At 64.8% G+C, this 20159-nt stretch carries 17 protein-coding genes and 1 pseudogene; 6 read left to right on the top strand and 12 right to left on the bottom strand.

Translation table 11 applies throughout. The features are described from left to right. The first annotated feature begins 144 nt into the window (after nucleotides 1–144). Both M1D74_RS12950 and M1D74_RS12955 read left to right on the top strand, forming a co-directional pair. Nucleotides 145–1557 (top strand): TrkH family potassium uptake protein, encoded by a 1413-nt coding sequence (locus M1D74_RS12950; RefSeq protein ID WP_458115547.1) that lies wholly within the window; start codon nucleotides 145–147, stop codon nucleotides 1555–1557. Nucleotides 1558–1579: 22 nt separating this feature from the next. After that, nucleotides 1580–2218 (top strand): potassium channel family protein, encoded by a 639-nt coding sequence (locus M1D74_RS12955; RefSeq protein ID WP_309071623.1) that lies wholly within the window; start codon nucleotides 1580–1582, stop codon nucleotides 2216–2218. Nucleotides 2219–2220: 2 nt separating this feature from the next. Here the strand turns inward: M1D74_RS12955 and proC are convergent, their stop codons facing one another. The 4 genes from proC to M1D74_RS12975 form a co-directional block, all read right to left on the bottom strand. Further along, entirely contained in the window at nucleotides 2221–3054 is an 834-nt protein-coding gene (proC, locus tag M1D74_RS12960; RefSeq protein WP_458117186.1) for a pyrroline-5-carboxylate reductase, read from the bottom strand. A gap of 242 nt (nucleotides 3055–3296) precedes the next feature. Continuing rightward, complete coding sequence (locus tag M1D74_RS12965; RefSeq protein ID WP_458115548.1) at nucleotides 3297–4283, bottom strand: Ppx/GppA phosphatase family protein; 987 nt, start codon at nucleotides 4281–4283, stop codon at nucleotides 3297–3299. 52 nt (nucleotides 4284–4335) lie between these two features. Then, a complete protein-coding gene (topA, locus tag M1D74_RS12970) occupies nucleotides 4336–7095 on the bottom strand; it encodes a type I DNA topoisomerase (RefSeq protein WP_458115549.1) in 2760 nt (919 codons plus the stop codon). 203 nt (nucleotides 7096–7298) lie between these two features. Further along, nucleotides 7299–8888, bottom strand: coding sequence for a DUF7059 domain-containing protein (locus tag M1D74_RS12975; protein ID WP_458115550.1), 1590 nt, complete (start codon nucleotides 8886–8888; stop codon nucleotides 7299–7301). 59 nt (nucleotides 8889–8947) lie between these two features. Between M1D74_RS12975 and M1D74_RS12980 the strand changes: the two genes are divergently transcribed. Next, nucleotides 8948–9406, top strand: coding sequence for a hypothetical protein (locus M1D74_RS12980; RefSeq protein WP_309123725.1), 459 nt, complete (start codon nucleotides 8948–8950; stop codon nucleotides 9404–9406). An 11-nt stretch (nucleotides 9407–9417) separates the two neighbouring features. Here M1D74_RS12980 and trhO read toward each other — a convergent pair whose 3' ends face one another. Continuing rightward, the gene (gene trhO, locus M1D74_RS12985) at nucleotides 9418–10338 is read right to left on the bottom strand and encodes an oxygen-dependent tRNA uridine(34) hydroxylase TrhO (RefSeq protein WP_309072048.1); all 921 of its coding nucleotides are present in this window, start codon (nucleotides 10336–10338) and stop codon (nucleotides 9418–9420) included. A 96-nt stretch (nucleotides 10339–10434) separates the two neighbouring features. Between trhO and M1D74_RS12990 the strand changes: the two genes are divergently transcribed. Beyond that, nucleotides 10435–11085 carry a GNAT family N-acetyltransferase gene (locus M1D74_RS12990; protein ID WP_309072047.1) on the top strand — a complete coding sequence of 217 codons (651 nt, stop codon included), beginning with the start codon at nucleotides 10435–10437 and terminating at the stop codon, nucleotides 11083–11085. Between the two features lie 56 nt (nucleotides 11086–11141). Further along, nucleotides 11142–13495, top strand: a pseudogene (locus M1D74_RS12995) (DEAD/DEAH box helicase). On the opposite strand, the gene M1D74_RS13000 reads toward M1D74_RS12995, so the two are convergent. From M1D74_RS13000 to ssd, 7 genes are all read right to left on the bottom strand, one after another. Further along, a complete protein-coding gene (locus M1D74_RS13000) occupies nucleotides 13492–13878 on the bottom strand; it encodes an Rv3654c family TadE-like protein (protein ID WP_458115551.1) in 387 nt (128 codons plus the stop codon). The pseudogene M1D74_RS12995 and the gene M1D74_RS13000 overlap by 4 nt on opposite strands. Beyond that, a complete protein-coding gene (locus M1D74_RS13005) occupies nucleotides 13875–14195 on the bottom strand; it encodes a TadE family type IV pilus minor pilin (RefSeq protein WP_309072044.1) in 321 nt (106 codons plus the stop codon). The genes M1D74_RS13000 and M1D74_RS13005 overlap by 4 nt, the downstream gene beginning before the upstream one ends. Before the next feature lie 52 nt (nucleotides 14196–14247). After that, nucleotides 14248–14538 (bottom strand): DUF4244 domain-containing protein, encoded by a 291-nt coding sequence (locus M1D74_RS13010; RefSeq protein WP_458115552.1) that lies wholly within the window; start codon nucleotides 14536–14538, stop codon nucleotides 14248–14250. 228 nt (nucleotides 14539–14766) lie between these two features. Then, entirely contained in the window at nucleotides 14767–15330 is a 564-nt protein-coding gene (locus tag M1D74_RS13015) for a type II secretion system F family protein (protein WP_309123729.1), read from the bottom strand. Further along, the gene (locus M1D74_RS13020) at nucleotides 15327–16049 is read right to left on the bottom strand and encodes a type II secretion system F family protein (RefSeq protein ID WP_458115553.1); all 723 of its coding nucleotides are present in this window, start codon (nucleotides 16047–16049) and stop codon (nucleotides 15327–15329) included. The genes M1D74_RS13015 and M1D74_RS13020 overlap by 4 nt, the downstream gene beginning before the upstream one ends. Nucleotide 16050: 1 nt before the next feature. Beyond that, nucleotides 16051–17241 (bottom strand): TadA family conjugal transfer-associated ATPase, encoded by a 1191-nt coding sequence (locus tag M1D74_RS13025; protein WP_458115554.1) that lies wholly within the window; start codon nucleotides 17239–17241, stop codon nucleotides 16051–16053. Continuing rightward, nucleotides 17238–18305 carry a septum site-determining protein Ssd gene (gene ssd, locus M1D74_RS13030; RefSeq protein WP_309123732.1) on the bottom strand — a complete coding sequence of 356 codons (1068 nt, stop codon included), beginning with the start codon at nucleotides 18303–18305 and terminating at the stop codon, nucleotides 17238–17240. Before ssd ends, M1D74_RS13025 begins: the two co-directional genes overlap by 4 nt. A 115-nt stretch (nucleotides 18306–18420) precedes the next feature. Here ssd and M1D74_RS13035 point away from each other — a divergent pair, with 115 nt between their 5' ends. After that, complete coding sequence (locus tag M1D74_RS13035; RefSeq protein WP_309123733.1) at nucleotides 18421–20127, top strand: bifunctional 3'-5' exonuclease/DNA polymerase; 1707 nt, start codon at nucleotides 18421–18423, stop codon at nucleotides 20125–20127. Nucleotides 20128–20159 lie beyond the last annotated feature (32 nt).

The following is a 20159-nucleotide window of genomic DNA, read 5'->3' on the forward strand; positions in this document are numbered from 1 at the left end:
CAATGCGGGTTGCAAAGGCGGCATCGGAGGTACTGGCCACTCAAGCAGGCTACGCGATCATCGCCGGTCCTGCCCACGGCCGATGAGCGGAAGTGGTTTACTACTCGAAGGACGCAGCAGGACGAATGGAGCGGATCAGCGAGCATGGCACGAACACACCCCTCCTGGTTGGGAGGGGAAGACCAGGTTCACCTGCAGCTGCTTGGCAGGGCGCGCGACTTCATCGACAGCGTAGTCAATAGCTCACCTGCACGCGTAGCACTGCTGGTCTTTGCCCTGGTTGTCCTCATCTTCACCGGGCTGCTCAGCCTGCCGTTCGCGAGCGCAACGGGCGAGGTCACTCCCCTGCACGACGCCATGTTCACGGCGGTTTCCGCAGTCTGCGTCGTAGGGCTCACGGTTGTGTCCACGGCAGCGCACTGGTCATTCTTCGGTCAACTGGTGATCCTTATCGGCATCTTCGTCGGAGGCCTGGGAACCCTGACCCTCGCCTCCCTGCTGGCGCTGGTCGTCAGCAAGAAGCTCGGTGTGCGCGGGAAGCTGCTCGCTCAATCAGCCCTGAACAACGCGAGCCGCCTCGGTGAGGTCGGCACCCTGCTGCGCATCGTCATCACGACGTCGGTAGTTGTGGAAGTGCTTCTGGCCCTCGCCCTGATCCCGCGGTTCATCGTGCTCGGTGAACCATTCTGGCTGGCTGTCTGGCACGGGATCTTCTATTCCATCTCTGCCTTCAACAACGCCGGATTCACACCCCACTCAGACGGGCTTGTGCCCTACGAGACAGACCTGTGGATCCTGGTTCCGCTGATGATCGGCGTGTTTGTCGGCAGCCTCGGTTTTCCGGTCATTCTGATTCTTATTCAGTTCCGACACCATGTGCGGAAGTGGAGCCTGCACGCCAAACTGACCGTCAACGTGTCCGTCATTCTGCTCGTCATCGGTATGGTGCTGTGGGGCTTCATGGAGTGGTCGAATGACCGGACAATCGGCGGGCTGAGTGCAGGCGATAAAATCATCCACTCGCTCTTCGCATCGGTGATGACCCGCTCGGGAGGCTTCAACCTGGTTGACCAGAGCCAAATGGAGCCGACCACTATGCTCCTGACCGACGCACTCATGTTCGCCGGCGGTGGTTCCGCCTCCACGGCGGGCGGCATCAAGGTCACCACGATTGCGCTCATGTTCCTGGCCATCCTCGCCGAATCCCGCGGCGACTCGGACGTCAGCGTCTACGGGAGAAAAATCCCCCAGGGTGCGATGCGGGTTGCTATCTCGGTGTTGTTTATGGGTGCGACGATCGTTCTGGTCGGAACCGGTCTTATCCTGTGGATTTCGGGCGTTGAGCTGAATCGCGTGCTCTTCGAGGTGATCTCCGCATTCGCAACCTGCGGCCTGAGCACCAATCTCAGCGCAGAACTACCGCCCGAGGGCAAGTATGTCCTTTCCGCACTGATGTTTGCCGGACGCCTCGGGACAATTACGCTGGCATCGGCGTTGGCCCTGCGTCAGCGCAGCACCCTCTACCACTACCCCGAAGAAAGGCCCATCATTGGCTGAGAGACCTGCACACAACGCACCGGTGCTTGTCATCGGACTGGGACGGTTCGGGTCGGCGACCGCCGAACAGCTCGTGAAGCAGGGACGGGAGGTCCTTGCAATCGAGCGTGATCCGCAGCTGGTCCAGAAGTGGGCCGGAACGCTCACCCACGTCGTGGAGGCGGATGCCACCAATATCGACGCGCTCCGCCAACTCGGTGCGCAGGAGTTCACCGCCGCCGTCGTCGGTGTAGGAACCTCGATCGAATCGAGCGTGCTGATCACTGCCAACCTGGTGGATCTGAATATTGACAACCTGTGGGTCAAGGCAATCACGCCGTCACACGGGAAAATCCTCAAGCGCATCGGCGCCAATCACGTGATCTACCCCGAGGCCGACGCGGGCCAGCGGGCCGCCCACCTGGTGGGCGGCCGGATGCTGGACTTCATCGAGTTCGACGACGGTTTCGCCATCGTGAAGATGTATCCGCCGAAGGAGACCCAGGGCTTCACCCTGGGCGAGTCCGCAGTTCGCTCGAAGTACGGCGTCACCGTGGTCGGTGTGAAGTCTCCCGGCGAAGACTTCACTTACGCGCGGCCGGACACCAAGGTCACGAGCCGGGACATGCTGATCGTGTCGGGGCACGTAGACCTGCTCGAGCGGTTCGCTGCGCGTCCCTGAGGCTAGCCGCCCAGTTCACGCGTGATGGCGGCAGCCCGCTCTGCAGCCGCCTTCGCCCCTGCAGCCACGATGTCGCGCAGGCCCCGATCGTCGAAGGTCGCAATGGCACGCTCCGTAGTTCCATTGGGACTCGTGACGGCCTTGCGCAGTGCAGTTGCGTCGGCACCCTCCTCCGCCAGCATGAACCCCGCGCCGGCTACGGTCTGCGTCGCCAGCAGTTTGGCCAGCTCCTCGTCGAGGCCGAGCTTCACCCCAGCGGCGGCCATTGCCTCGGCGAGGTAGAACGCGTAGGCGGGGCCGGACCCGCTCACCGCTGACAGCGCGTCGACCTGTCCTTCCGGGATTTCGACGACGGTACCCGCTGCGCTCAGGATGCTGCGGGCCTGGTCCATCAGTTCGGCGGTGGCGCTGGTTCCCGCGGAGATGGACAGCACCCCGCGTCCAAGGCTCGACGGTGTGTTGGGCATGCTGCGGATCACCGGCTGGCCGGCCGGCAGGGCTGCCTCGAGCATGTCAATCGAGATGGCTGCGGCGACGCTGATCACTACTGTTCCCGGCTTGAGGGCCGGTGAGATCTCGCGGGCCAGGTCAAGGATTCCCACTGGCTTCACCCCCAGCAGCACGACGTCGGCCTTGGCCGCTGCCGTGGGGTTCGCCTCAGGGTCCTCCGTCGAGGAAAGCACTGCGACGCCGTGCCGTTGGGAGAGACTGGCCGCCTTCTCGGGGTTGCGGACCGTGGCCGTGACCTGCGCTGCCGATAGTCCGGCCGCCAGCAGACCGGTCAGGATTGCCCCGTTCATGGAGCCGCAGCCAAGGAAGGAAATGTGCTGTTGGATGTTCGTAACCATCGGTCCATCGTGTCAGACCGAACGATTCCCAGCATCCTCACAGGTGGCGCTGGGGGCGCTTCCCAGAAATAGCAGTACAGTCGTTATTACCTCATAAAGGTGCGAGTGATGAGGCCGAGCTCTCCCTGGCTCGGTCGGTGCCGGTGAGTCGAAGCGACGATTTCCCCCAATCCCGCTGGCGGCTCACCGGCACTCTTCGTCAAACTTGAAGGCGCGGTGCTCAGCCCGGCTCAGCGACTGCTCAGATGCACGTGGCCAACACCTACCGAAGGCATCGGTTCCTCTGCTTCGAACATCAGGGTGTCGAACCGGCGAAGGATCAGCCCTTCCCGTAACGCCCACGGGCAGATGTCCATTTCAGTGACGTTGAAGACCTCGAACGCAGCCTCGGCAACCAGCGCTCCGGCCAGCACCTGACGCGCACGCAGCTCGGAAACGCCGTCGAGGTTTGTCCGGTCTGCGACCGACATTGCCTCCAGCCGCTTCGCCCACAGCGCGAGGTCCTGTAGACGCAGAGTCCGGCGGGCGAATGGGCCGGCGGCGGATGGCGCAGCACCGGCTATGCGCGCCAGAGAGCGGAAAGTCTTGGAGGTGCCGGCTACGAGGTGCGGTTCACCGAGCGGCGCGAAACTGGTCGCTGATTCCTTGAGCGTCTGCCGAATGTAGCGCCTCAGTTTCTTGACGTCGCGAGGAGCAGGAGGATCGCCGGGCAACCATTCCCGCGTCAGCCGGCCTGCCCCGAGGGGCACCGACCGGGCGACTTCCGGGAGCTCGTCGTGACCCATCGCCATTTCGAACGAGCCACCGCCGATATCCAGGTTGAGGATCGACCCGGTGCCCCAGCCATACCAGCGGCGCACGGCCTGAAAGGTCATGGCGGCTTCCTCGTCGCCGGAAAGCTCCTGCAGGACCACCGACGTTTCCGCTTCCACGCGATTCAGGACGTCGGCGCCGTTGCCCGCTTCCCGGATTGCAGACGTACAGAACGCCAGGAAGTCCTCGGCACGATGGTCGCTCGCGAACGCGCGTGCCTGACGGATGAATCCAACAAGTTCCTGCTGCCCCTCGTCACTGATGCGCCCCTCCGAATCGAGGTAGCTGACCAGCTGAAGCGGCCGCTTGTGCGAGGCGTAAGGTACTGGCCGAGCACCCGGGTGCGCATCCACAAGGAGCAGATGTACGGTGTTGGACCCGATATCGAGGACGCCTAGTCGCATGCCCCCATTATGTCGCGCACCGGTTCCCCGGCTTCAATTCACCGTCACGGCGTTACTTCCGGGCTGTCGCCTTGCGCTTCGCCGGGGCACGCCCACCGGACTTTCGCGGAGCAGGACCCTTGGCTCGTTTCTCAGCGAGGAGCGCCACGGCTGTCTCCCGTGTCAATTCCTCGATTGCCGTGGATCTCGGCACGGTGATGTTGGTGACGCCGTCGGTAATGTACGGACCGAACCTGCCCTCCTTGACCACGATGGGCTTCTCAGACACCGGGTCGTCGCCGAACTCTGCCAGTGGTGGGGTGGCGGTCCGGCCACCGCGCTGCTTGGGCTGGGAATAGATCTCCAACGCCTGCTCCAGCGTGATGGTGAAGATCTCCTCTTCCGATCCGATCGAGCGCGAGTCGGAGCCCTTCTTCAGATAGGGGCCGAACCGCCCGTTCTGCACGGTGATCTCGTTGCCTTCGGCGTCCTTGCCCAGCACCCGAGGCAGGTTCATCAGCTTCAGCGCATCTTCAAGGGTGACGGTATCAACCGACATCGACTTGAACAGCGACCCGGTGCGCGGCTTGACCTTCGCCGGCTTCTTGGGCGGCTTGGGCTTGCCGTTCTTGTAGTACTCCACGGGCTGGTTCGCCAGTTCCTCGGCCGTGGGCTCCGGGATGAGCTCTATCACATAGGGCCCGTAGCGCCCGTCACGGGCAACAATGGTGCGTCCGGTCTCAGGGTCGGTCCCGAGCACGCGCTCCTCGGAGGCCGGGGTGTTCATCAGCTCCACAGCTTTTTCGGCGGTGAGCTCATCGGGTGCGAGGTCCTCTGGCACGTTTGCGCGCTGTGGCTCAGTACCCTCGGGTGCATCCTCCGGCAGCGGCTTCTCCAGGTACGGCCCGAACTTGCCCACCCGCAGGACAATGCCGTCAGCAATCTCGACGGAATTGATGCGGCGCGCGTCGATCTCCCCAAGATCATTCACGATGGTGTTCAAGCCGGTTTCCTTGCGGTCACCGTAGTAGAAGTGGTTCAACCACTGGACGCGGCTCTCCTCGCCGCGTGCGATGCGGTCGAGATCTTCTTCGAGCTCAGCGGTGAAATCATAGTCCACGTAGTCGTGGAAATGCTCCTCGAGCAGACGAACAACAGAGAAGGCGATCCAGCTTGGGACAAGGGCCTGGCCGCGGGTGCGGACATACCCGCGGTCCATGATCGTCGAGATGGTGGCCGCGTAGGTGGAAGGACGCCCGATACCGCGCTCTTCGAGCACCTTGACCAGGGAAGCTTCGGTATAGCGCGGGGGTGGCGAGGTCTCATGCCCGATTGGCTGGATTTCCTCGGCACCCAAGGCGTCACCGGTGGCGAGGTTCGGCAACCGGCCGCCCTGCCCCGGCGCATCCGCTCCGCCCGCAGCGTCATCCTCATCACGGGAGGCGTCGCGGCCCTCCTCGTAGGCGGCCATAAAGCCACGGAAGGTGATGACCGTACCGGACGCGGAAAACTCAGCGTCCTTGCCGTCGGGTGTCTGGGCGCCAAGCCGTACCGACGCCGTCGAACCCTTTGCATCTGCCATCTGGGAGGCGACCGTGCGCTTCCAAATCAGCTCGTAGAGCCGGAACTCATCTCCATGCAGCTCCCTGGCAACCTGCGCCGGAGTCCGGAAGGAGTCACCCGCGGGCCGGATGGCCTCGTGGGCCTCCTGCGCATTTTTCGACTTTCCCTTGTAGACGCGGCGGCCGTCGGGGACGTACTCGGGCCCGTAGAGTTCGGAGGCCTGGCGGCGGGCAGCGTTGATCGCCTGGTCGCTCAGCGCCGGCGAGTCCGTACGCATATACGTGATGTAGCCGTTCTCATACAGGCGCTGCGCAACCTGCATGGTGACCCGGGAGGAGAACCGCAACTTGCGGGCAGCTTCCTGCTGCAGCGTTGAGGTGGTGAACGGTGCTGCAGGACGGCGCGTGTACGGCTTCGTGTCGACCGAACGGACTTCGAAAGCTGCCTGCTGGAGGCCCTCGGCAAGAGCGGTGGCCGCTGCTTCATCGAGCAGGGCAACACTTTGCGTCTTCAGCCTGCCCAGGTCGCTGAAGTCCTTTCCTGTTGCCACGCGCGTGCCGTCAACCGACACAAGCTTCGCGGTGAAGGACTCCCCCTTGGAGGCGTCCTTCGGCGAGAAGGTCCCGGTGAGGTCCCAATACGACGCCGCACGGAAGGCCATGCGTTCACGCTCGCGTTCAACGACAAGCCGCGTGGCGACCGACTGCACGCGCCCGGCCGACAGTCCTCGCGCGACCTTGCGCCAGAGGACGGGGGAAATCTCGTAGCCGTAGAGACGGTCGAGGATGCGGCGGGTTTCCTGCGCGTCGACCATGGGGATGTCGAGGTCGCGTAATTCTTCCATGGCGCGCTGGATGGCCTCGCGGGTGATCTCAGGGAAGGTCAAGCGGAAGACGGGAACCTTGGGCTTGAGTACCTCAAGCAGGTGCCAGGCGATCGCTTCGCCCTCCCTGTCACCGTCGGTCGCGAGGTAGAGCTCAGTGGCGTCCTTGAGCGCAGCCTTGAGCTCCGCGACACGCTTCTTCTTGTCCGCGGAGACGACGTAGTAGGGCTCGAAGTCGTTCTCCAGGTCCACCGCGAACTTGCCAAGCGAACTCTTCTTCAACTCGGCAGGCAGGTCGGAAGGCTGCGGAAGGTCACGGATGTGACCCATTGATGCGGTGACTTCAAAGCCCTCACCGAGGTAGCCCGCAATCGTCTTGCTCTTGGCGGGAGACTCGACAATGACGAGCTTCTTGCCGGGCTTCTTGTCCGTTGCCTTAGCTGGCACTTCACTCCTCGATACAGATGCTTCTTAAACAGCAGAACAACCGCTCATTCTGAGCTCAATATGTGAGTTGGCGGGCGTCCTGCCCTTCACAGTATGCGGCATGCCTACCTGCACAAGGGTAACGGCTTGGCTAGGAGCATCCTGCTGCGAGCCCCGCGGCTGTGCACAACGGGTGCGGCACGAGCGGCGGCCGAGCGGTTGGATCAGCGGGCGGGGGAAGCTGTAGCGGGAATCAGGAAACCATCCTCAACGAGGTTGCGCACCTCCGCCACAAGCCCCCTTGAGAACGCTTCGTCGTCGCGTGCCAGGAGAGCTGCGAGCGCACCGATGATCTGCCCGGCGGTGAGGTCACCGTCGCACGCGGACACGAACCCGGCAAGCTCCGTGCTGAGCAGGGTGGTACGCCGGAAGCCGGCGCCCTGACGCAGCAGGATGACGCCGGGGTGCTCGGCTCCTGGGCGTTGATGCCGCTCCTCGGTCACGTCATCGGCGACGAGTAAGTATGCAGCGGAAAGATCGGGGCACCGGCTCAGCCAGTCCGAACGCTCCACCGCCGCACTCACATGCGGGCCGATTGGCTGTTCGAGGTCGTAGGTGATCTCCTCGAAGCGGCGAAGACCCACCGGACCCTGTGATTTCCTCAGGCACACCATCCCGAATCCGATGTGCTCGACGGAGCGCGAGGCAAAGTCGACCAGATAATCGCTGAAGCGCTCCGCAAAACGGGCGGGGTCGCGGTTCTCGGCGGCATCGCGCAGCCACGTCTCGGCGTAGTGGGTGGGGGTGAGCTGTTCACGCTGCACCACCCAGGCATCAACGGCGTCCGGGAGCCAACCGGTGATCCTGTCCTCCCAGCTCTGCCCCTCGGTGATTTCCCAGTTCCCGAGGAGCTGAGCTGTGCCACCCGGTGCCAGGACGGACGGAATCGCGCGGATCAGGGACGAGACGACGTCATCACCCGCCAGCCCACCGTCCCGATATGTGAACTGGTCCTCCGCCGCTTCTCCTGAAAGCCTCGGCGTGATCACGAACGGCGGGTTGGACACGACCTGGTCGAAGGTCTCCCCCAGCACCGGTTCCAGCAGACTTCCCAGACGGAGCGAGACGCGCGCTTCGAGATTCGCCGGGTCGATTCCGAGCACCCGGGCATTCAGCAGGAGGTTGAAGCGAGTCACTGCGAGCGCGCGCTCAGAGATATCGGTGGCCGTGACGTGCTGTGCGTGTGCCAGGAGATGGAAGGTCTGGATTCCGCACCCGGTCCCGAGGTCGAGTGCCCGCTTCACCTCGGCGCGCGCCGCGAACTGTGCGAGGGTCAGCGACGCCCTGCCGATGCCAAGCACATAGTCGGTTCGCAGCACGCCCGGCCGGATATGCGACCCGAGGTCCGATGCCACCCACACATCACCGCCGGTGTCCGAGGAGTAGGGGCGCAGGTCCACGGAGGCGCGAAGGCCGCCGTCGTACTCTTCCGCAAGGCCCAGCGCAAGCGCTCCTGCAGCACCGGCCGAGGGAAGGGCTTCGTCGAGCACCGGTGGAGGCACCGTCTCCCCAAGCAGGAAAACAAGCACGACGGCGGCCAGCCGGCTTCCTGCCTGCGAAACCTGTGCGGCGCGCGCGGCGAGAAGCGCGGGGACAGGCTGGTCCCGTTCCAGCGCTGCATACGCGTCGGCGCCCACGAGCTCCGCCACGCCGTCGACGGTGTAGTTCGCCGATGCGAGGTCCGAGGCAAGTTGTTCCAGAAGGTTCTGATCGTCACTTCGAGGGGCTTGCGGCACGGCGGCGAAATCTGTCACGGGGCAAGTCTAGGCGCCGTCTGCGCTTTACTAGGGGGATGGGGAGAGTCAGTCTGCGAATGCACACCACACCAATGGCGCTCGGCTGGGCAGCACTCGTCCTTGTCCTCAGCGCCTGCACTTCCGGCGAGAGTCAACCGGAGTCTGTCGATCCTGGGTCCGCGAATGTCGGGGAGTGGTCCAGGTCCGTGCTGGGAGACCGTGACGGCATGTCGCTGGCCGGCGACCACGAAGGCGGAAATGACAGCCGCGGCGCCTTCCAGAACGTGAAGGCCGGCTGGTACCGGCTCACCATGGCCTGTGCCGGCGGCGGGAACATGGCGCTGAGCATCACCGCCGATGACGAGCCTGTCGGTGACGGAACCACCGGCTGCGACACCCCGGCTGTGAATGCGCACATCCAGGTGATGGCCGATGCCGGTGAGCTGGAGTTCGTCGTCTCGAATTCAGGCGAGCACATCCTGTGGACTGTCGGTCTCGAGGAGGCATCCGAGCCTTCCCCAGTCCCAACCGGCTGAGTCGGGTCGCGTCAGGCGGTTCCGACTGCGGCCGTTGCTTCGGCTTCGTCGGTTTCGCAGCCCTGCGGGCAACGCAGGGTTGCAGGATCGGCGGCGCATTCCGCGCAGTACAGGGTCAGATTCCGGCAGCTGAGGTTCGAGCAATTTTCAAACTTGTTGGTGGGCGCAGAGCATCGGACGCACTTGCCGATCGTCTTCGCATCCTTCGTGAATTCGACGTGCATCCGCTTGTCGAAGACATAGAGCGAGCCTTCCCAGAGGCCTGAGTCCCCGTACGTTTCCCCATAGCGCACGATGCCGCCTTGCAACTGGTAGACCTCGTTGAATCCCCGGTTGACCATCAGGCTGGAGAGTACCTCGCACCGGATGCCGCCCGTGCAGTAGGTGACAACGGGCTTGTTCTTCAGATGATCGTACTTTCCGGAGTCCAGCTCGGTCACGAAGTCATGGGTGGTGCTCACGTCCGGGACAACTGCGTTCCGAAACTTGCCGATCTGGGCTTCGAGCGCGTTACGACCATCGAAGAAGACGACGTCGTCGCCGCGCTCTTCCACCAGCTGATGCACCTGCTCGGGCTTCAGGTGGGTGCCTCCGCCGACGACACCGTTCTCATCAACCTTGAGCTCGCCGGGCGCGCCGAATGAGACGATCTCCTCGCGGACCTTGATGCTGAGCCTCGGGAAATCGTCGGCGCCGCCCTCTGACCACTTGATATCCATCTTCTTGAATGCGGGGTACTCCCGCGTTGTCTTCACGTACTGTTTGACGGCATTCAGTTCGCCGCCGACAGTGCCGTTGATACCGTCCTTCGAGATGAGAATCCTGCCACGCAACCCCAGCTTCTCGCAGAGGGAACGCTGCCACAGCCGGATCGCTTCAGGATCGGACAGCGGGGTGAACGCGTAGTAGAGGACGATGCGGTTCATTGACACCCATCAATGGTACCGGCGCCCGGAGGGGAGGTCTCAAATCGGCAACCTCTGCCCGGGCCTATGTTCTTACGGACCGGGCACCACTATGGTTCAGGCATGGGAGCCGCTCTATCTGAACAACTGGTCCGCACCTGGGTCGCCGGCTGGGCTCAATGCCGCGGTTACACACCCCAGGACAACGGCCGGAGCATGTCGGTGGTGCTCACAGACCAGCAGAACCATCTCGAGACCATCGTTTATGAGCCCACTATCGGGGAGTTCCTCGAACTCGCCGGCGAGACCCGCGAGAGCTCCTATCGCGTGCTCACGGTGATTACCAACCGCATGCACGACCTCATCAACGCCTCCGCCCCCCTTCACATGCGAATCACAGACTATGAGCAGGCGCTGATGTGCGCCGATATGGACGAACAGGATGTCGAAGATCCTCGGCCACCGGACGATGAGTTCAAGCTTGCGCACATTCGCGAGGAACACTGCAGGCGCGTTTCCGTCACCGTGGACGGCCAGGAAGTGGCCAGCGGTTCGGTTGCCAGGCAGGACGGTCACGCAGTGTATGACCGCATTATCACGGACCCGGGGTATCGCCGGCGTGGTTTGGGGAGCTTTGTGATGCGTGCGCTCACCGCCGACATCCTCGAGGACGATGTCGAGACTGGACTGCTGATGGCCTCCGAGTCGGGCCGGCACCTGTACCAGTACCTGGGATGGACCCACCTCGCGGACACATTCGTCATCCGGCGCTGACCGCCGTCGGCCTGGTCCTGCCCGCCTGATTTGTGACGGGGTGACAAAATGGGCAGGTGCCTGCCCACGATTCCCTGATTCCGATTCTCGGCGGGGTGGATCCTGAGCAGCTGGTTCACGTTCGCCAGCTTCCCGCCCGCGACGCGGTGTACAGCGACTGGCCTGCCTGGGCGCATCCTGACGTGGTTGAGGCGTACCAGGCTCAGGGAATCGACCGGCCCTGGGAACACCAGGCTGCGGCCGCGGATGCGGCCCACGCTGGTTCACACGTGGTTATCGCAACGGGCACGGCGTCCGGCAAGTCCCTCAGCTACCAGCTTCCTGTCCTCGACGCCATTCACCGGTCGGCGCTGGCGGAACGGGTTTCCCTTGAGCCGACGGGCGCAGTCGCGCTGTATCTTTCGCCAACGAAGGCACTGGCGGCAGACCAGCTTTCAGCCATCTCCTCCCTGGGGCTGGCGACGGTTCGCGCTGACACGTACGACGGCGACACGGACTCGGGCGCGCGTCGCTGGATTCGTGATCACGCCAACCTCGTGCTGGCGAACCCGGACATGCTGCATTACGGGATCCTGCCGAACCACGCCTGGTGGGCGCGTTTCTTCCGCCGTCTGAGCTACGTGATCGTGGATGAGGCCCACAGCTACCGGGGGGTCTTCGGCTCACACGTGGCCAATCTGCTCCGGAGACTCCGCCGGGTGTGCGCCTACTATGGCGCGAATCCTGTTTTCATCGGGGCGTCGGCAACCTCGGCGGCCCCTGCGGAGTCCTTCGGGAAGCTCATCGGAGCCTCCGTCAGCGCCTTCACCGAGGACAAGTCGCCACACGGTTCGACGACGATCGCTTTCTGGGAGCCGCAACTGACAGACCTGCGGGGCGAGAACGGTGCCCGGCAACGCCGGACCGTGATAGCGGAAACTTCCGACCTGCTGACAAATTTGGTGTCAGCCCAGGTGCGCACGATCGCGTTCATCAAGTCCCGTCGGGGAGCGGAAAGCATCGCCGCCAACACCAAGCGGCTGCTCAGTGAGGTGGACCCGAAGCTGCCGGCCCGCGTGGCCGCGTACCGGTCCGGCTACCTGCCTGAAGAACGCCGTCAGCTGGAAGCCGCTCTGCGCTCCGGCCGGCTTCTCGGCGTCGCGAGTACGTCTGCCCTGGAGCTCGGGATCGACATCTCCGGTCTGGACGCCGTCCTGGTGGCGGGCTGGCCCGGCACCCGGGCGTCGCTGTTGCAGCAGATCGGGCGGGCGGGACGATCCGGTCAGGATGCCCTCGCCGCATTCGTTGCGAGCGACGACCCCCTGGACACCTACCTGGTTCACCATCCCGAGGCGGTTTTCGATGTCGGTGTGGAGGCAACGGTGTTCGACCCTGCCAACCCATATGTTCTTGGACCGCATCTGTGCGCCGCAGCCGCGGAGCTGCCGCTTACGGTCGATGATCTGCCGCTGTTCGGGGAAACGGCTCAGGGCTTGCTCGGTCAGCTGGTGGATCAGGGGCTGCTGCGCAATCGCCCTGCAGGATGGTTCTGGACGCACCCCCAGAGCGCGGCGGGGATGGTCAACCTGCGCGCGGACGGAGGCGGACCCATCAACATCATCGAGAGTGAAACCGGGACCGTACTCGGAACCATGGACTCACCGCAGAGTCACTATCAAGCGCACACAGGTGCGGTGTACGTGCACCAGGGCCAGAGTTACGTTGTCGAAGAACTGAACGAGCAGGACCACTGCGCCGTCGTCACGCGCTCCAATCCCGACTACTACACCCAGGCACGGGACGTCACCCAGATCGAGGTCATCTCAGAGCAACGCAGCGTCTCGTGGGGTCCCATCCGGTGTGTTTCGGGGAAGTGAAGGTCACCACGCAGGTGATCTCTTTCCAGCGGAAGGCGTTCGTCTCGAACGAGATTCTTGGTGAAGAGCCTCTGGAACTTGGCGCGAGAGACCTTTTCACAAAAAGCGTGTGGTTTGAGTGCGACAACCGTCTCCTCGAGACCAGCGGTGTCACCGCTGTGGATCTGCCCGGTGCACTTCACGCCGCCGAACATGCGGCGATCGGACTGTTGCCTCTGGTCGCCTCAAGCGATCGTTGGGACATCGGTGGAGTATCGACGGCCCTGCACGCCGACACCGGACTGCCGACCATTTTTGTCTACGACGGCCATCCCGGTGGAGCCGGGTTCGCGGAGCGCGGTTTCGAGGCGGCGAAGACCTGGCTCGGTGCTACTGCGGAGGCAATCCGGTCCTGTGAGTGTGACGCTGGGTGCCCATCGTGTGTCCAGTCCCCCAAGTGCGGCAACCGCAACAATCCCCTGAGCAAGGACGGGGCACTGACTCTGCTCGACATGCTGCTGGCGCAGGCCCCGGACGGGGAGCCTGCGCCAGGCAAGGGCATGTCGGACGATTAGTCCTCCTTCCTGTCAGGATCTGATGGTGGCGGGCCTGCCCGTGCCTGACCTGTTGCCGGGGGCAGCACGCGGCTGACGTCCAGCTCGGTCTGCACACGGACGATGTGGCCCGATGGTCCCTCGAGCGAGCACCCGGTCAACCGGCTTCCATGGTGCGAGGCGACAGTTGCGGCCACCATGCAGGGGCTGCCGTCACGAAGGCCCCGGGCGGCGTCGGCGGCGGCGAGCGCGGATAGATCTGCTGCGGTAGCTGCCCTCGATGCTGCTACCGACCCTTGGACGAACAGGACGATCCCGGCAAGCAGCAGCAGGGCTGCGAGTGCAACTCCGGCCATGAGCGTGGTGCCTGCTCCGCTTTCGCGGGCCGGCCGCCCGCAGGTCACTTCTGCTCCGGCACAGCAAACGCTCGAGCCGAAAGGTTGAGATCGAAGAGGTCCAACACCGGGACATCGACCGTTGTGGTCACTGTTACCGTGTCGTAGCCGCCGCCGGAGTGAAGAGCGATAGACGCATGTTCTCCGGCGATACGGCGAACGGTTGATCCCACACTGGCTTCTGACTCGCCTCGCATCACCTCACGCGCTCCCGCCCGTGCAGCCTCCTCTACCCGTAATTGGGACAGTCCAACCGAAGCGGCCGCAAGAACCACTGCCAGCAAAGCAACCACGGCCGGGAAGGCAACTGCCACCTCGGCTGTCACGGCGCCTTCTTGGGATGCTCTCTTCACCTGGAAGCCCGTCAAATCACCGAACTCAGCCGAAGCTGAGGGCATTTGTGATCAGAGACTTGAGCATGCCGCGGATCTCCCCACTGGAAAGAACCGCAACCAGGAGCGCGGCAAAGCCAACGGCAGCCAGGGTAGCGATCGCATATTCAGCGGTAGCCAATCCTGCCTCCGACCGCATCAGAGCCCCTCTGGATCGGTCTCGGGTCCCAACGGCGTCCGCTCGGAGCGGCACCACGTCCGCGAGGGGCCTCTCCTCCACGGGGGCTTCCCGCGGGCGTGCGGACTGGGCTGTTGCTGCTGTGGTGGAACGTGTCATGACAACTCCTCGATCGATGATTTTCCTGATGAACCCGGCCGGCGAATGCCGGCCCGTCCGTAGCTGCTTGAGCGGCTGATTCGAGTCTTTCGCGACCGTCCCGGTCCCGGTTCAGGAAGTTCCCCTGTGTGGAAAAGTGCAGGCGTTCCGCCGGGTTGTGGAGTTCCGGACATCGTCAACGCCCAGAGCGGAGGCGGAAAGCTTGGTCCCACGGAGGGATCACGATCCTCAGGAGAATGCGGGAAATAGTCCGACCAGGATCGGGATGACACCGAGGCAGACAAACGCAGGCAACGAGCAGAGGCCAAGGGGAACGACCAACCGCACGCCGAGCGCTGCGGCCCGCTGCTCCGCCTCACGGTTCCTCCTGCGCCGAAACTGGGCAGCGTGCGCGGTAACGACGGCTGCGGAGGGCGCACCGGTCGTTCCTGCGAAGCGGAGGGCACGGCCAAGCTCTACCGCGGGTTGGGCATCGGCGGCCGCGGAAACAGTGTCCCAGGCTGTCTCCCAGGACGCGCCGAGATCCAACGCGATCTTGACTGCCGTCAGAGCGGAGCTGACCGGCGGCGATGTTGATCGTGCAAGGACCTCGATGCAACGGTCGAGGGACAGCCCGGCAGCAAGCATGGACGCTGTGAGATCCATCATGAGTGCCGGGTCGTCCAGGCCGACCTTGCCGGCTCCGGAAAATTCTCCCTGGGCGGCTGTCGAGAGCCGCTGCTCATGCAGGGCTGACCGGTGCAGAAGCCAGCACCCGGTACAGAGGAGAATCGCCACGACGGCGCCGGTCACGGGGTTTCGCCTGCCGCTGCCCGCACGAGCCTGCTCGACCAGATTCTGCCGGCAATCATCAGCAAGGCTCCTGCACAAAGAGCGGCGACGCCCGGGACGGAACCAAGGAGGACCGCGATCGGGTCAACCCCGATCAGGTAACCTACGGCCATCCCAAACAGCGGCAGCCAGGACAGGAGGCGGACGGTAGCGCGCGGACCGGCGAGCGCGGTGTCCCTGGCAGCATCAGAGTCCAGTTGGGATTCGCGCTGCACCGCATAACGGGCAAGGACTGCGGCAAGCGGGGCTCCGCTTCGCTCTGCAACCTCAACGCACGCTGCAAGATCCAGCCAGAGACCCCTCAGCCTACTGTCCCTGCAGCGTGAGGCGGCCACCCGCAGCACATCAGGGACACCAAGCCCGAGTAGGGCAGCCTGATGGGCAGACTGGAGGACCTGCCTGGCCGCTTGAGAGAAGCCGGTGGCAGTGCTCCCGTGGACCCTGAGCGCATCACCCCACAGTTGGGAAGGCGTACGTCCAGCCTGAAGCAGGCCTGTCAACTGGTGGACGAACAGCGGAATCTCATGGGGATCTATCGCCGGCACCCTCCTCAGACCGAAGCGCGGAGTGGCAGCATCGGAGCTGGTCTTCCGTGATGCCGGGGCGGGCAGGGAGCGACGAGGCAGGGCGAAGACCCACCATGCCCCGAACAGGAGTCCTGCAACCAGTGCTCCGGTCATGTCACCGGCCCCGTTGAAGCTTCACCGCGAGGGCTTCCCATGACGGCCCCGATTCGGATGACGTGCCGTTCCGCCGAAGTGCAGTGCCCACAACCAGCTGACCCTCTGCACTCATTTCGACAACGCCGATCTCCGATACGGTCCGTCCGGTCCCGGCGCGGACTACGTGGATGACGACGTCGAGCGCGTTCGCTGCCTGCAGGGCGAGCGGTCCCGCCTCCATTCCCGCAAGGGCTGCGAGCGCCGACAGCCGCGCAGGGACGCTCGCAGCCGAGTTGGCGTGGATCGTTCCGCCCGCGCCGTCATGCCCGGTGTTCATCGCAGCCAGCAATTCGCGAACCTCTGCTCCGCGGCATTCGCCGACGACGAGCCTGTCGGGACGCATCCTCAGGGCCTGCCGGACCAGTTCGGCGAGGTCCACGGAGCCGCTGCCCTCCGCGTTTCCGTGCTTGCTCTGAAGTCCCACGACATGCGGATGAGCTGGGCTGAGCTCGGCTGAGTCCTCAACCGTCACCAACCGCTCATGGTGTCCGCTCAGTGACAGCATCGCCGCGAGCAAGGTTGTCTTTCCGGTGCCCGTTGCGCCGCTGATGAGGAAATTGAGCCGCTGGCTTATGATTCCCCGCATCACGGTGGACATCCGGGTGTCCAGCGCGCCCGAAGCCACCAGCTCGTCGAAGGAGAAGGAACGCTGCCTCTGGATACGGATGGACAGCAGCGTCCCGCCCGTGGAGAGCGGGGGCAGCACGGCGTGGACCCGGAAGCGGTCCAACCGCACGTCCACGCAGGGGTTGCCGTCATCGAGTCGGCGCCCACCTGCGGCGATCAGCCTTGTGGCGAGGGCACGCACCTCGGCGTCGCTGGACAAGGTGAGGTCGGTGCGCTGCAGTCCGCTGCCGTCATCGACCCACACCGCGCCGGGGCCGTTGACCAGAATGTCGGTGACCGCAGGGTCTTCCGCGAAACGCTGCAATGGGCCGAGCCCCTGCAGCTCTGCGCGAACGCGGTCCAGGGTGCGGAAGGCTCCCTCTGCCCCGAGCAGCCGCCCGGTGGACTGCACCGCAGCGGCCAGCCGGGCACCGGTGACCGGCTCGGCATCACTGAGCACAGCATCACGGACCTGCGCCACCATTGCCTGGTCAGTCGTAAGGACGGTTCGGCGCGTCCTGCGGGCTCGGATGTGGGAGTTCATGCGGCCGCCTTCACCAGCCCAGGAAAAACAGCGTCGAACACAGTACGCGAGAAGGAGCGCACGGCCCGGCAGCGCGCCAGTTCCAGCACCCGACCCTGGTTTTCGCCACCGGCAGCAGTGCGGAAATGCGGCAGGTAGCCGGCCCCCGGCACACCGATGGCGTCTGCGACCCTCCCCGGGTCCAGGTTCGGCCCAAGAGGGCCGCGGACAACCGCCCAGACCGGGAGCGGCTGCAGCTGCGCAACGAGCGCACGGGCGGCCGAGATGGCCCGCACCCGGCCGGGAACAACAAGAAGTACGCTGTCGCAGTACGGGAGCAGCGAGCCGTCGGCGGACCAGCCGCGCGCAACGTCAACCACCGAGAAATCGAACGCTGAGCGAGCCGCTTCCATGATGGAAGGCACAGCCGCAGATGCCAGTACTCCCGGCGCCGGGGCTTCCGTTCCCATGGAAAGCAGCGAGAAGCCGGCCAGCGACGGGAGCGCATGCACCAGCTGGTCGGGGTTCAGGGTGCCTCGAACTTCACCCAGATCCGGCCATCGGACGCCAGGCATCTCTTCAGTACCGAGCGCAAGCTCGAGCCCTCCTCCGAAGGGATCACCGTCAACCAGCAGCGTACGAAAGTCCCGCACGCCCGCAGAGGCGGCCAGCCATCCACTGATGGTGCTGGCACCTACTCCTCCGACCGCACCCAGCACCCCGACGACGGTTCCCTCCTCCCGAGCCCGCTGCAGTTGGCCTAGGTGCTCGGCGAGCCAGCCGGCAGCCTGAGGAAGAATGGCAACGCGATCGGCACCGCACTGCGCTGCCGCTGCCCAGGCGCCCGTTTCCTCTCCGTCCAGGCCGACCACAATGACAGGGCAGCCGGAGACAGCATGCCTCGCACTATCGCTGTGCAGCAGCAGGACGGCGGGGCGTAGCGCCAGTGCCTCGCCCACCGACGCAGCAAGGGTCAGGCCCAGTCCCGCGGCAACCGCAACCCTTGCCGCCTCATCACGGAGACGTTGTGACGGACTGACCAGCACTACGGCCGGCGACTCAGCGGTCGGAACCCAGGAAGACATACACCCAGCCTGCGGTCGCGGCCGGCCGGACAAGGGGCGGATCCCCCCTTATGTGGATACCTTCAGCGAAAGTGCAGGAGAAGTTCCTGCTGCGCGGTAGGCGACAATAGGAGGCGTGTACATCGTCCTCGCGCCGCCGTCGAGCGGGCAGCGCCTCAGCGACGTTAACGATGCACAAGTGGCCTTCCAGCCGGTCGATGCCGCCGGCTCCCCCACCACTGACCCCGTCGTCGTTCCGGCAGGTCAGCAGGCAGAGACGGTGCGAAGGCTGGAACGGCCCGGCACCCGTTGGGTCTGGGACAGCACACGCAGGTGGTACCCCGGGCTGCTCGCTCAGGGCATCACCGTCGAGCGTTGCCACGACATCGCGCTCAGCCGGGAGATCATGCGCCACTCACCCTACTGTGCGTCGACGGACTACGGGAGCCGACTGCAACCCCGTTCGGACGAAACCGAGGACGCGAACCCGTCCCGGATGTTGCCGCCTACGGCGCCCTCACCCGATCAGGGAAGCCTGTTCGAGACGGTCCTGCCCCAGAGCGGTCCGGACCTATCCGACGTCGTGCAGGAGTTCGCAGCCCAGCAGCGAGCAGTCAGGGCCAGCGACCGTCCGGCGCAGCTCGCCTTGCTGCTCGCAGCCGAATCCGCGGGGGCCCTCCTCGCCGCGGAAATGGAGTTCCATGGCATCCCGTGGAGGGCGGATCTGCACGATGACCTGCTCACCTCCCAGCTCGGTCCGCGCCCAAGAGAGGGGCATCTCCCAGCCGGATTGGAGCAACTGGTAGGGGAACTCCGCACTGCCCTGGGCAATCCGCGCTTCAATCCCGATTCACCCCAGGAGCTGCTGAGAGCCCTGCACCGGGCGGGTATCGAGGTGTCGTCCACGCGTTCGTGGGAGCTTCAGCGGCACAACCATCCCGCGATCGCGCCGTTGTTGAGGTACAAGAAACTCTCCCGGCTGATGGCAGCGAACGGCTGGACCTGGCTGGACACCTGGGTTCGCGACGGCAGGTTCCGACCGGAGTACGTTGTGGGCGGCAGCATGTCCGGACGGTGGGCGTCCCGCGGCGGCGGCGCGCTGCAGATCCCCCACCAGGTACGCGATGCCGTCCGCGCGGACCCCGGCCATGTGCTCATCGTCGCGGATGCAGCCCAACTCGAACCGCGCGTACTCGCCGTGCTCGGCAAGGATTCCGCGCTCGCGACAGCGGGACGCGGCCTGGATCTGTACCAGGGCATCGCCGATCAGGGATTCGGTGGGGACCGGGCCAAGGCGAAGGTGGCCATGCTCGGAGCCATGTACGGCGCAACCACCGGCGAATCCGGCCGGCTCATGCCACAGCTCACCCGCACTTATCCGCAGGCGATCTCTGTGGTGGAGGCCGCTGCGCGCACGGGCGAGGGAGGCGGCGTCGTCGCGAGTTTCCTCGGCCGCGGCTGCCCTCCGCCGTCGGAACGCTGGCTCGCCGCCCAGCGCACCAGCAGCGCCGCCGAGCAGCAGCGCGCGGATGCGCTTGCCCGGTCGCGGGGCCGTTTCACACGCAATTTCGTGGTTCAGGCGACGGCCGCGGAATGGGCCCTGTGCTGGCTGGCTGAATTACGACGGCGGTTGCGTGCCGCCCCGCCCGGCTTTGCTCAAGCGCACATTGTGTTCTTCCTGCATGACGAGGTCATGCTGCATGTACCCCGTGAGCTTGCGGGCGAGGTTTCCACCATGGTGAACGAGTCGGCGCGCGCCGCTACCCACCTGATGTTCGGTCGGATTCCGGTCGAGTTCCCCGTGAACGTCGTGATGGCGGACTCATACGCCGACGCAAAATAGCTGATTCACAAAGACAGATTCACAACAGGCAG

The sequence above is a fragment of the Arthrobacter sp. D2-10 genome (assembly GCF_054161285.1).